The organism is Bradyrhizobium sp. IC4060 (genome assembly GCF_020193715.1).
Classification (GTDB): Bacteria; Pseudomonadota; Alphaproteobacteria; order Rhizobiales; family Xanthobacteraceae; genus Bradyrhizobium; species Bradyrhizobium yuanmingense.
Genome location: NZ_JADYVJ010000013.1, coordinates 1 through 12,717, shown reverse-complemented (window position 1 = coordinate 12,717; position 12,717 = coordinate 1). Strand labels below are relative to the sequence as shown.

The window sequence follows — 12,717 nt, the reverse complement described above, 5'->3', positions numbered from 1 at the left end:
TTTTGCCATTCCCATCTAGCTTCTAACGGCGACGTTGAGCGTAAAGACCTCCGTCGCTGGAACGACCTTGGAATAGCTTAAGGCTTGCGCCGGATGTACGCGCGGCCCGCCGTTCCGGGGTCGTTGGCATTTTAGGCCCCTTTTCGGCCCTTCCCCAGACCCCCGGCTTGGCAGCGCAGGATGCGGCGGATATACGCTGCCGTCATGAACGAAGCGATCAGACCGGGCATCGACAACCAAGCCCACGAGGGGCCGGAACTGTCGGTCATCGTCCCAACTTTCAACGAGCGCGACAACGTCACCGTGCTGTACCGGCGCCTCGAGGCGACGCTCGCCAACGTCGTCTGGGAAGTCGTGTTCGTCGACGACAATTCGCCCGACGGCACCTGGGATGTCGTGCGCGAGCTGGCGCAGCGCGACAGCCGGGTGCGCTGCGTCCGCCGCATCGGCCGCCGCGGCCTGTCGGGCGCCTGCATCGAGGGCATCCTTGCCTCCAGCGCGCCCTATGTGGCCGTGATCGATGCCGACCTCCAGCACGACGAGACGCAGTTGACCAAGATGCTGCTCTTGCTCGCGAGCGATCAGGCCGACCTCGTCGTCGGCAGCCGCTACATCGAGGGCTACAAGAGCGAAGGCTTCAACAGGCAGCGCGCCGGCGCCAGCGCGCTCGCGACCGAGGTCGCCAAGAAGATGCTGCGGGTCGAGATTGCCGATCCCATGAGCGGCTTCTTCATGATCCGCCGCGACCGCTTCGAGCAGCTCGCGCCAAGACTCTCCGTGCACGGCTTCAAGATCCTGCTCGACATCGTCGCGACCGCGCATGGCAGCTTGCGGGCGGTCGAGATTCCCTACACCTTCGGCGCCCGCCAGCACGGCGAGAGCAAGCTCGATTCCATGGTCGCGCTCGACTTCCTTGGTCTCGTCTTCGCCAAGCTGACCAACGACATCGTCTCGCTGCGCTTCATCCTGTTCGCGATGGTTGGCGGCATCGGCCTCGTCGTGCACCTGACCACGCTGTTCATCGCGCTTCGCCTGTTCAACGCGCCGTTCCCGGAGGCGCAGGCCGCGGGCGCCATCGTCGCCATGACCAGCAATTTCGTCCTCAACAACTTCCTCACCTATCGCGACCAGCGGCTGAAGGGCTTTGCGCTGCTGCGCGGCCTGATCGCCTTCTACATCGTGTGCAGCGTCGGCCTGCTCGCCAATGTCGGCGTCGCCTTCTCGGTCTACGACCAGGAGCCGATCTGGTGGCTGGCCGGCCTGGCCGGCGCGTTGATGGGCGTGGTGTGGAACTACGCGATGTCCGGACTGTTCGTCTGGCGCAAGAAATAGCGCGTGATGGGCGGGGCCGACGCGCGGATCGTCCGCAACACCGCGCTGCTGATTGTCGCGCTGGTGGGATTGCGGCTCGTCGCAGCCGCCTTCACGCCGATCACGTTCGACGAAGCCTATTACTGGATGTGGTCGAAGAGCCTCGCCGGGGGCTATTACGACCACCCGCCCATGGTCGCCTATGTGATCCGCGCCGGCACCATGATCGCGGGCGATACCGAGCTCGGCGTCCGCCTCGTCTCGATCCTGCTCGCGCTGCCGATGAGCTATGCGGTCTATCGCTCCGCCGCAATTCTGTTCGGCGGGGTGCGTGTGGCCGCGACCAGCGCCATCCTGCTCAACGTGACGCTGCTGGCTTCCGTCGGCACGCTGATCGTCACGCCCGATGCGCCGCTGCTGGTCGCCTCCAGCTTCGTGCTGTTCTTTCTCGCCAAGGTGCTGGAGACCGGACGCGGCGCCTGGTGGCTCGCGGTCGGCGCCGCCGTCGGCGCGGCGCTATTGTCGAAATACACCGCGATGTTCTTTGGCGCCGCGATCCTGATCTGGCTCGCTTGCGTGCCGAAGCTGCGGCGCTGGTTCCTCTCGCCCTGGCCCTATCTCGGCGGCCTCGTGGCGCTGGCACTGTTCTCGCCGGTGATCCTCTGGAACGCCGACCATCAATGGGTCTCGTTCGCAAAGCAGCTCGGCCGCGCCAAGATCGAGGACTTCCGCCCCGTCTTCATCGCCGAGCTGATCCCGACCCAGATCGCGTTCGCAACCCCGCTGGTCTTCATCCTCGGCGCCATGGGCCTGCATGCGCTGACCTGGCAGCGCGCCGGCGCGCTGGCCTCGCGCGTGCTGATCGAGACGATGTTCTGGACCATCGTCGCCTATTTCGTCTGGCATTCGCTGCATGCGCGCGTCGAGGCCAACTGGTTCGCGCCGGTGTATCCGCCGTTCGTCATTGCCGCGGCCGCCGCGGCCAATCTTGCGCAATGGAAGCCGCGTCAGCGGCGCCTCGTCGACGTTTGCCTGCGCTGGGCCGCGCCTGTGGGCATCGCGATGTTTGCAGCCTTGATCGTGCAGGCCAATACCGGCTGGTTGTCCGGATATCGCCGCGATGCCACCGTGCGCAGTGTCGGTGTCGGCTGGCGCGAGCTGGCGGCCGGAATCGAAGCGGTGCGCGTGCGCAGTGGCGCCACCTGCGTGCTGGCGCAGGATTACGGCACCACGAGCTGGCTCGCATTCTATCTGCCGCGCGGCACCTGCGTCGCGCAGCAAAGCCAGCGCATCCGCTGGATCAACATGGCCGAGCCCGATCCCAAGCTGCTCGCCGGCAAGCTGCTCTATGTCGACGAGCTGCGCGCCGACGGTCATCCTGCCCTCAATGCTCTCTTTGCAAAGGTGACGCAGGTGGCGCAATTGCAGCGCAAGCGCGGGCCGCTCGTGATCGAGACCTACGGCATCGACCTGCTGGAAGGCGCCAAGGGCGAGGTGCTGGACCGCTCGCCGCCGCCGGAAGCGCGGTAGCGGCTTAATCGATCATCTCGGCCTTGTCAGCATCCTGTCCCGGCCCATCGCGATCGCGCCAGAACCATACGGTGACGACGCCGGAACGGCCGCGGACCCGGGCGAGCAGGGGGCCGGACAGAACGCCGTCGGGCGCGCCCTGGAAGTCGGCCGCATCCAGCAGCGTGTCGCTCAGCGCAAGGCGCGCATCGTTCTGGGCGGCAATCTCCATCAGCCGGCTTGCGACGTTGACGGTGTCGCCCGTCGCCGTGATGTGCTGATGGCTTTCGCCGAGTCGCGAGGCGACGATCGGGCCGCAATGCGCGCCGATCTTGTAGCCGAGCTGACCCGCGATCGCCGGCGGAAGCGAGGCGATCCAGCGTGCGAGGCCGCGATGCAGATCGACCGCGCATTTCAGCGCGCGCGCCGAATCGTCGGGCATCGCGCGCGGCAGCCCGAACAGGATCATGGCGCCGTCGCCGAGAAAGCCCGTGATCATGCCGCCGCAATCGATCGCGATCCGGTCGATCAGCGCATGAAACGCCTTCAGAATATCCGTGAGCTCGTCCGGATCGATCCGCTCGCTCAAACCGGTGAAGCCGGAGAGATCGACGAACACCACGGCTGCATCCTGCCGCACCGGCTTCGAGAGGAAGTTCGGATCTCGCGAGAGCCAATCCCGCAGCGCCGGAGCCTGGAATTGCGCAAGCGACCTGCTCTTAGCGGCGAAATATTGCGTGCGGCGGCCTCCGGCCCACAGCTGCACGCCGGCAAAGACCGCAACCGGCGGCACGGCGGCGGCGAGCGTGGTCGCGGCGTTCAGCCAGACGCCGTGCGTGAACGCGAACAGGTTGAGCCCGGCCCAGGCGATCATCACCGCGGCCGCCGCCATGGTGCCGAGCGCGATGCGCCGCCAGGCGAGCAGGCCGACCAGCAGCACCGGCAGCAGGATCGCCGTGAGCGCGTCGGCAATGCGGACCCGGTGGTCACGCAGGATGGCGTCGCCGGCGACGAGATGCGTGATTGCGGTCGAGACCACCTCGACGCCGGGCATCAGGGAATCGAACGGCGTCGGATAGAAGTCGCCGCCGCCGGCGACGGAGGCGCCGATTACGACGATCCGGTTCTCGATGGCCGCGCGATCGAGCGTGCCGTCGAAGATGCTCTGTGCGCTGACGGTACGGATGGTGCGGCGCGGGCCGTAATAGGTGATCGGCAATGCCAGATTGCTGTCGGTCGGCACCACGCGATCGCCGAGCATGAGATGGCCCGGCGCGACGGTCAGCGGCTCGTCGAGCGCGCGCGCCGCAACGCGCAACGGAAACGACAGCTCGACCTTGTCGCGGGTCCGGAACAGCATCGGCACCGAGAGCGGCGAGCCCGATTGCCCGGTCGCGACGTTGACGATGCCGACCTCGGCGTGATCGGCGAATGCGGGCAATGGCTGCAGGAAGCGCTCGGCCTCCGGCAGCACGGCCAGCGGACCTTCGCTGCTGGGTGACACGGTTTCGCTGGCCGAGGGGAAGATCGCGGCGGCGGCGAGCACCATGCGGCCGGTGGCCAATGTGTTGGCCAGCGTCGCATCGCCGATCGCGGCGCTGCGGTCGACCAGCAGCAGGTCGATCGCCACGACCTTCGGCTTGAACTGCACGATGGTATCGACCACGCGGGCAAGATCGGCGCGCGGCAGTGGATAGGTGCCGCCGCGCTTCACCACCGTGTCGTCGATCGCAACGATGGTGACGAAATCCGGCGGACGCCGCACGCCGCGCGCCTGCGTCCGCCAATCCGTCAACGTGGCTTCGAGGCGGTCCAGGAAGCGCAGATGGCCGTGGGCATGCGTGGCATAGATGCCCGCGCCCCACAGCGCGGTGAGGACGAGTGCCACCAGGATCTGAACGCGTCGGCTGCGCATGCGGTCTTGCAATCGTATAATCCAAATCTCATGGGCCGGGCCTTGCCGGCCCCGGCTCATTGCCCGAGTCTGGCCATGAGCGCGTCGACGCGCGGCTGGCCCCAGGTCTTGACGGTCAACGGACCGGTTGGCTCGACATCGACGCCTTCGCCGGGGCCGAGCACGACGCCGCGTCCACGAGCCCTGCGGCTCACGCCGACCCGGCCGTCTGCGACGAACACGGAAGTCTTGGCGTCGGCGGCATCGACCGCCCATTTCGTGCCGCGCACTGCGGCGATCGCTTGCGGCGTCAGCACCTTGAAGGGATTGCCGCGCGGCTTCTTGGGCACCTCGATCAGCAGCGCTTTGCTGCTCAACTCCACGGAGTCTATATGTCCGTCGCGGTTGGCGTCCTTAAGTTCAAATCTGGCGCCGTTTTCCGCAACGATGGTGATGCCGTTGTCGCAGCGCCAGGTCTGCGTCCCGGCAGCCGACGGCGATGCCGTGCAGCCCGCATGCGCCGCAGGCTGCGCAGTCGCAGATCCGATCAACAGAAACGACCCCGCCAGGGCGAAAAACCCCGCGCGCGCAATCCCTCTCATGCCAGCCTCCGTTTGCGTGCTCGGCACAGCTCAGGGCAGGATGATACGGTACCGTATCACGCGCAGAGGCTGCTGAAAAGTGCCGAAGTGGGAGCTATTTTCTCGCACCCGCGATGTCCAGAACCGAGGCGATCAACTTTCAATCACGGCGCCGTGCCGCGGTGCCCGGCGCGTCATGAGCATGCACCGTTGTCGCGCGGCCGACGAGGCCCAATCCGACGCGTCGTCCACCAGCCTCGCGCAACGCTGGCGCGTTACGTTCGGGGGCAGTGGAGGGCCACGAAAATGACGTTCTCAAGTGCGTCATGGATGTGGCCGCAGACGTCCGCAGAGCCTGCTGAACCGGCCGAGAATTATAGTTAACAGACCCGACTAAGTCCGTAGTTCTGCGGGCGTTTTTCTCAAAACGGGACAGCGTTAACGAGTCGCCGCAGATCCGCCCGAACTTAATCCGCATTTAACTAAAAGTCGCCTTAATGACGCTCCGACCCTCTGCGAGATGCTGTTCTCGGATCGTGACCAGCGGCACTTCGAAGGGGGACAGAGTGACACCGTCCTGGACGCAAGGCGAATGAGTACGAGTATCGCTGCGCAGAGTAACGCGGCACGGAAGTCCAAGAATTTCTCGAAGACCAATTCGCGGAAATCTTCCCGGAAAATGACCACGACCAATTGGCTTGGCGCCGCGGCGATCGGCTGCGCCGTGATGGGCGCCGGCTGGACCATCCACAGCAACATCTTCGGCGCGAGCGTCTATCCCTCAGTCGGCAGCGTCGGCTACGACGAGCCGGTGATCAAGCGCGCGCCCAGGGTGGCGCTGCGCGAGGCCGGCGAGGCCATCAAGGATACCTTCGCGCTGCTGCCCGACCGCCTCCAGGTCGCAGCTCCGATCTCGCGCGAGATGTTCAACGAGCGCTTTGCCGCGGCCGCAACGCAGGGCGTGCCGTCGAATGCCACAAGCGCCGCACCCCCGGCGCAGGTCGTTGCGGTGGCCAAAGACGCCCCGAAGCAGGGCGTGATCGCGAAGGTCGCGGAGGCGCTGAAGCCGGCGGCCAAGGGCGCCGACAACGCCGCGGACAAGACCAAGCGCGCGCCGGCTGCCCAGCTGCAACTCGCCTCGGCCGACCCGGCCGAGATCGTGCCGGCGCCCGAAGCCAAGCAAAAATCCTTCGCCGACCGTGCCAAGGCCGCGGTGATGTCGATCACCGCTCCGCGCCAGGCGATGGTGGAAAAGCTGTGGGGCAAGCGCGAAGCGTCCGGCGGGCTGCTCGCCTACGCCTCGGCCGATGCCAGCATCACTGCGTCCATCGCCCCGAAGGAGCAGAACCCGATGTTCGGCGGCGCTCCGCCTTATGAGCGGGACACCGCGGTCTACGACATCACGGCCAAGATGGTGTATCTGCCTGACGGCACCAGGCTCGAGGCGCATTCCGGCCTTGGCGCCAACCGCGACGATCCGGACTCGCGCCGCCTGCGCATGCGCGGCGTGACGCCGCCGCACATCTATACGCTGAAACCGCGCGAGGCGCTGTTCCACGGCGTGCCGGCGCTGCGCCTCACCCCGATCGGCGGCGAGAGCGCGATCTACGGCCGCGACGGCCTGCTCGCCCACACCTTCATGCTCGGGCCGGGCGGCGATTCCAACGGCTGCGTGTCGTTCAAGGATTACTACGCGTTCCTCGACGCCTACCGCAACAAGGGCATCCGCAAGCTCGCGGTGCTGGCGCGGGTGGAGTGAGGCGAGCTTAGGCCGCAACGGTCTTGCGCAGCGCCATCTCGGTCGCGATCGCGCGCCGGACCGCGGGGCGGGCCTGCATGCGTTCGAGATAGGCCGCGAGCGGTGGCCATTGCCCGATGTCGATCCCTGCCGGACGGAGCAGAAGCAAGGTCCAGGTGAGATGGGCATCGGCCACGGTGAAGGCGTCGCCGACGAGGAATTCGCGGCCCGCCAGATGCGCTGCCGGCACCGACAATGTCTGCATGATCCTCGCGCGCGGCTTGGCCAGCGAGCCGTCGTCCTTGTACCAGAAGGTTGGAAACAGGAACGCCTTGTGGATCTCGGCGCCGACGAAGCTCAGCCATTCCTGCAGGCGATAACGATCGATGTCGCCGGGCCGCGGCGCAAGGCGTGCCTCCGGCTTCACATCGGCGATGTATTGCAGCACCGCTGCGCTTTCCGTCAGCCGCTCGCCGTTCTCCAGCACCAGGACCGGCACCGCGCCCTTCGGTGACACCTCACGGAAGTCGCGGCCGTCGTCCACGAGCCGCTTGGTCCAGATATGGGCGAGGTGATACTGCGCCTCGATTCCGGCCTCCAGCAGCGCGATGTGGCTCGAGAGCGAGCAGGCCATCGGAAAGAAGTAGAGCTGCAGCATCGGGAAGGTCTCCTCAGGTCAGCACGTCGCTCTGCGCGATGATCGCGAAGCGGTCGGACAATTCGGCCAGAGCGACCTCGTGAATCATTCTCGCCGGCAGTGCGCCGCCGCGCCCATCGGGAAGATCGCGGGTGGCGCAGGCGTCGGCCGCGATCGTCGTGCGCAGGCCGAGATCGAGCGCGGCGCGCGCGGTCGAAGACACGCACATATGCGTCATGAACCCCGCGAGCACGATGTTCTTGCGTCCGGTCGCGGCCAGGCGGGCCTGCAGGTCGGTGCCGGCGAAGGCATTCGGCAGCGCCTTCTCGATCACGGGCTCGGTCGCGAGCGGCGTCAGGCGTTCGACGATCGCGCCGCGCGCCGCCTAGCGGTCGAACAGGCCGCCGGCGCGACCCTTGTGCGCGACGTGGAAGATCGCAGCTCCGCTCTCCCGTGCGCGCGCGAGCAGGCGCGCAGCCGCGGCGATCGCTGCTTGCGCATCGGGCAGGGCGAGTGGGCCGGCGCAATATTCGTTCTGGATGTCGATCAGAACGAGGCATGTCTCGTTGAGCTTGGGCGGTTCGAGATCGGCGCCGGCGAGTTCGAGCAGCGTCTTTGGAGCGGTCATGCCGTCAGGCTTTCGTGAATTCGGATGCTTCGACACTAGCGCAGCAGCAGCCTGCCATTGTGCAGGACTATTGCAGCTGACGGCTGCAAATTTGCAGGCAGCGGCGCCGCCTGCTAGGCTCGCCCCGATGAATTGGGACGATCTGCGCATCATCGCCGCGGTCAGGGACGAGGGCACCTATGCCGGCGCCAGCGCGCGGCTGCGCATCGACGAGACCACCGTTGGCCGCAGGCTTGCGCGCATCCAGCGCGATCTCGGCGTGAAGCTGTTCGATGCGGTGGACGGCGTGCGGCGGCCGACGCGCCAGTGCGAGGCGGTGCTCGCGCATGTCGGTGCGATGGCCGCGCATGCGGCGGCGATCGACCGCATCAAGGAGGGCCAGGCCGGCCCGGTCGGGCGGCTGCGCATCGCCTCGACAAATGCGGTCGCCGAGGAGCTGCTGGCGCCGCATGCGAGCAGCTTCCTGCGCGATCATCCGGGGCTGACGCTGCAATTCCTCACCGCGAGCGGCAACGTCAAGTTCTCGCGCTGGCAGGCCGATCTCGCCATCCGCCTGCGCAAGCCGGAGAAGGGCGATTTCACTATCTCCAAGCTCGGCGACGTCAGGCTGTACTTCTTCGAGCCCGCGGACCGCGGCGGCCGCGAGCCCGTTGCGTGCGTCTATCCGGACGAGCTCGACGCGATCCCGGAAGCGCAGTTCTTACGTGCGAAGCGGCTGACCAACATGCGCTGCGTCACCGACAATATCCGCATCATCCGCACCATGATCCAGTCGCATCAGGCCATCGGCGTGCTGCCCGAGCACAGCTGCTTAGCCCTGCTCGCCGACCGCAGCCTGCGCGCCACCCTGCTGCCGAAGCGCCGCGACGTCTGGCTGCTCGTGCAGAACCACCTCAAGCGCGATCCCGCGACACGCGTGACGATCGCGTGGGTGAGGGCGTGCTTCCAGGACATCTCGCGCAATTGACGTCGCATATCGCCGCAATCATCGCGCCACGCAGCGCACGCTGCGACGAAAAAACTTCAGCCGCCCCCTTGCAACCCGAACGTGCCTGGTCTATTAGCGCCGTCCTTCGCTAGGCCATGGGTTCGGGCTCGCTGAGATCCCGACTGGCGCGGGCCGCGCTTGCCGGTTTCGTGTTCCGCCGAATGAAGGAGAAACGCAGGACGTAGCTCATGGAGAGCGTCGGGCTGAACACCCGAAGGCATCGGTTCGATTCCGGTCTCTTGCACAAAGGATAGCTCAGTTTGGTAGAGCAGATGATTGTGACTCATCCTGTCGCGGGTTCGAATCCCGCTCCAGCGCTCCGTTTCAGCCTGAAACGCTGATACCTCTGACGAGGACCGGACGCGCGCTTCAGTCGCGGTCCGGCCGTTTTGCCGCAAGGCTTTCCGTCCGAACCTAGACACTGTGAGACCGGCTTTGCGCCGCGGGTAGATACCGCTTGCGCTGATGCCGGGTGGCTCCGCACGGCCGCGCGACACGTCTCGCGCGATCGCGCGCGTGCGCCCGTCGTCATGCAAGCTCAAGCCCCGGCCCGCCGATTTCGCGGGAAGCGTCGTCCGCGTCCTCACGTCCTTTGCAGGTGTAACCCGCTATCCGGCCGCGCTCGGCAGGAGGCAACTGAAGGAGGCGTGCCATGACTTTGAACAAGACTTGGCATTTGCTGATGCTGAACGTGACGGTGAAGGATGGCGAGCGTGCGTTGCTGACGCGCAACGGGCAGCTCGTGCGCGTGCTCGCGCCCGGCAAGCATCGCCTGTTCGATCCCCTGCACGAGCTGAAGGCCGAGGTGCTCGACGTGGTCCGCAGCGAATTTCCTGCGGAGCGCTACGCAGTGCTGAAGGCCGCGCGGCCTGATCTTGCCGCCGAGCTGTTCGAGGCGGTCGAGACCAAGGCGGACGAGATCGCCATCGTCAGCCTCGACGGCCGGCCCGTGCATCTGATGACGCCTTGGCAGGTGCGCGTCTACTGGAAGGTCGCAACGCGCATCGATGTCGAGCGCATCGATGTGTCCAGCGACGTCAGGGTCGACGCGCGGCACCTCACCATGATCGAGCGCAGCCGCTCGACCGTCATGAGCGAGACTGTGGTCGAGAACCACGAAGCGGGCCTGCTCTATGTCGAGGGCCGGCTCGTGGAGCGGCTCGCGCCCGGCCGGCACGCCTTCTGGACCGTCGGCCGCAAGATCGAGGTGAAGCGCCTCGATCTGCGGCCCCAGGCGGTCGAGATCACCGCGCAGGAGATGCTGACCAAGGATCGCATCGCGCTGCGGGTGACGCTGACGGCGTTCCGCCGCATCGTCGATCCCGAGCGCACGGTGGCGACCGTGCCCGACGTGGATGCGTGGCTGTACCGCCTGGTGCAGTTCGCGATCCGCGAGGCGGTGGCGGGCCGGACGCTGGACGAGGTGCTGTCTGCGAAGGCGGCGCTGGATGCGGAGCTGCGCGACTATGTGCGTGCACGCGTCGCGGTATCAGGCGTGGAGGTGACCGAGCTCGGCGTCAAGGACGTGATCCTGCCCGGCGAGATCCGGGAGCTGGTGAACAAGGTGGTGGAGGCGGAGCGGGTCGCGAAGGCGAACCTGATCCGCCGGCAGGAGGAGACCGCGGCGACGCGTTCGCTCCTGAACACTGCCCGCCTGATGGAGGAGAACCCCCTGCTGCTTCGGCTCAAGGAGCTGGAGTCGCTGGAGCGGCTGGTCGAGAAGGTCGGCCGCATCGACCTCCATGCCGGTGAAGGCCAGGGCCTCGATGCCCTCCTGACCCGGCTCGTGCGTCTGAAGGCGCCCGAGAGCGCATGAACCGAAGGGCCGCCCACGGGCGGCCCTTCACATCGGCGTTGCTGCCGTCTGCGATGAACGCGATCGGCGCGAGGCGCGACCAAATTTGAGCTCGTCGGGGATTGAGCGCGCTCGCAGGTTGCGTCATCTTGGGGCCGCAACGTCTTGATCAGGGAAGGCCCATGACCGTTCTTCAGGAATCGATCCGCCCCGCGGCACGATCCAGCGACTGGAAGGCGATCGTCGTCCTGATCCTCATGATCCCGGTGCTGTGGTCGCCGGTGATCCTGTTTCGCTTCGTCCTGTATCAGCCGTTCAACATTCCGTCCGGTTCGATGACACCGGCGCTGATGGTCGGCGACTACGTCTTCGCCGCGAAATATCCCTACGGGTATGGCCGCTATTCACTCCCATTCGCGTCGTCCTGGATCTCGGGCCGCGTCCTCGCCGCCGATCCCGAATACGGGGATATCGTGGTATTCCGGACGGCGAAGGACAGTTCTGCCGACTACGTCAAGCGCGTCGTCGGCCTGCCCGGAGACCGCATCCAGATGCGGCAGGGCCGGCTCAGCCTCAACGGCCGCCCGGTGACCCGCGTCGCCCTGGAGGCGACATTTGCCGGCGACGCCTGCGGTGTCGACGACCGCGCGGCCGTCAAGCGCTGGCGCGAGACGCTGCCGAGCGGTGCGTCCTATGTGACCTACGACTGCCTCGACAACGGCTATCTCGACAACACAGACGTCTTCACGGTGCCGCCGGGCCACATCTTCGTGCTCGGCGACAACCGCGACAATTCCACCGACAGCCGCATGTCGACATTCGGCTTCGTGCCGATGGACAATCTCATCGGCAAGGTGACGCGGATCTTCTGGTCGCTCGACGAAGACGGCGAGCCGCGCTTCGAGCGGCTCGGGAAGGTGGAGTAAGGCTTGCTCCGTCATTCCGGGGCGGCGCGCAGCGCCGAGCCCGGAATCCATAATCACAGCCAGATGGAGTGGGCCCGCTATGCCCGTCGCCCGTGAGTTTCGTGGTTATGGATTCCGGGCTCGCGCCCAAGAGGGGCGCGCCCCGGAATGACGTGCTCCCCAAAAAACAAAAACCCCGGCATCGCTGCCGGGGTTTCGCATTCGTATCGTGCCTGATCGGCTGGATCAGAAATCCATGCCGCCCATGCCGCCGCCCGGAGGCATCGCCGGGCCGGCGCCGCCCTTCTTCGGCAGCTCGGCGACCATGGCTTCCGTGGTGATCAGGAGCGCGGCCACGGAGGCAGCGTTCTGGATCGCGGTGCGGACCACCTTGGTCGGGTCGATGATGCCCTTCTTGACGAGGTCGGCATATTCGCCGGTCTGGGAGTCGAAGCCGTAATTGTAGGCCTTGTTCTCCAGGATCTTGCCGACGATCACCGAGCCGTCTTCACCGGCGTTGATCGCGATCTGGCGAGCGGGGGCCGACAGCGCCTTGCGCACGATCTCGACGCCGGTCTTCTGGTCGTCGTTCTTGGTGCGCAGACCCTTGAGCTGCTCGGAGGCACGGAGCAGGGCGACGCCGCCGCCCGGAACGATGCCTTCTTCCACGGCCGCGCGGGTCGCATGCATCGCGTCATCAACGCGATCCTTGCGCTCCTTCACCTCGACCT

At 66.5% G+C, this 12,717-nt stretch carries 10 protein-coding genes, 2 tRNA genes and 1 pseudogene; 8 read left to right on the top strand and 5 right to left on the bottom strand.

The features are described from left to right. Window positions 1-204 precede the first annotated feature (204 nt). Window positions 205-1,332: a glycosyltransferase family 2 protein gene (locus I6F16_RS30625; RefSeq protein ID WP_225174256.1), complete on the top strand. Its 1,128-nt coding sequence runs from the start codon at window positions 205-207 to the stop codon at window positions 1,330-1,332. A gap of 6 nt (window positions 1,333-1,338) precedes the next feature. Continuing rightward, complete coding sequence (locus tag I6F16_RS30620) at window positions 1,339-2,841, top strand: glycosyltransferase family 39 protein (RefSeq protein ID WP_225174255.1); 1,503 nt, start codon at window positions 1,339-1,341, stop codon at window positions 2,839-2,841. 4 nt (window positions 2,842-2,845) lie between these two features. Here the strand turns inward: I6F16_RS30620 and I6F16_RS30615 are convergent, their stop codons facing one another. After that, window positions 2,846-4,735, bottom strand: coding sequence for an adenylate/guanylate cyclase domain-containing protein (locus I6F16_RS30615; protein WP_225124783.1), 1,890 nt, complete (start codon window positions 4,733-4,735; stop codon window positions 2,846-2,848). 56 nt (window positions 4,736-4,791) lie between these two features. Further along, window positions 4,792-5,316, bottom strand: a complete 525-nt coding sequence (locus I6F16_RS30610; protein WP_225174254.1) for a FecR family protein — start codon at window positions 5,314-5,316, stop codon at window positions 4,792-4,794. 658 nt (window positions 5,317-5,974) lie between these two features. Between I6F16_RS30610 and I6F16_RS30605 the strand changes: the two genes are divergently transcribed. Continuing rightward, window positions 5,975-7,054 (top strand): tlde1 domain-containing protein, encoded by a 1,080-nt coding sequence (locus tag I6F16_RS30605; RefSeq protein WP_225142641.1) that lies wholly within the window; start codon window positions 5,975-5,977, stop codon window positions 7,052-7,054. A gap of 7 nt (window positions 7,055-7,061) precedes the next feature. Here the strand turns inward: I6F16_RS30605 and I6F16_RS30600 are convergent, their stop codons facing one another. Further along, entirely contained in the window at window positions 7,062-7,691 is a 630-nt protein-coding gene (locus tag I6F16_RS30600; RefSeq protein ID WP_225174253.1) for a glutathione binding-like protein, read from the bottom strand. A 13-nt stretch (window positions 7,692-7,704) separates the two neighbouring features. Continuing rightward, a pseudogene (locus tag I6F16_RS30595) lies at window positions 7,705-8,298 on the bottom strand (cysteine hydrolase family protein). Between the two features lie 127 nt (window positions 8,299-8,425). Between I6F16_RS30595 and I6F16_RS30590 the strand changes: the two are divergent. From I6F16_RS30590 to lepB, 5 genes are all read left to right on the top strand, one after another. After that, a complete protein-coding gene (locus tag I6F16_RS30590; protein ID WP_225114396.1) occupies window positions 8,426-9,265 on the top strand; it encodes a LysR family transcriptional regulator in 840 nt (279 codons plus the stop codon). Between the two features lie 195 nt (window positions 9,266-9,460). Continuing rightward, window positions 9,461-9,530, top strand: a tRNA-Phe gene (locus tag I6F16_RS30585). A 4-nt stretch (window positions 9,531-9,534) separates the two neighbouring features. Further along, window positions 9,535-9,600: transfer RNA gene (locus I6F16_RS30580), tRNA-His, on the top strand. A gap of 338 nt (window positions 9,601-9,938) precedes the next feature. Then, window positions 9,939-11,102, top strand: a complete 1,164-nt coding sequence (locus tag I6F16_RS30575; protein WP_225114397.1) for a slipin family protein — start codon at window positions 9,939-9,941, stop codon at window positions 11,100-11,102. Between the two features lie 161 nt (window positions 11,103-11,263). Further along, window positions 11,264-12,007: a signal peptidase I gene (gene lepB / locus I6F16_RS30570; RefSeq protein WP_225114398.1), complete on the top strand. Its 744-nt coding sequence runs from the start codon at window positions 11,264-11,266 to the stop codon at window positions 12,005-12,007. A 225-nt stretch (window positions 12,008-12,232) separates the two neighbouring features. Here lepB and I6F16_RS30565 read toward each other — a convergent pair. Next, the coding region (locus I6F16_RS30565) for a TCP-1/cpn60 chaperonin family protein (RefSeq protein WP_276573567.1) at window positions 12,233-12,717 on the bottom strand (485 nt) is incomplete at its 5' end.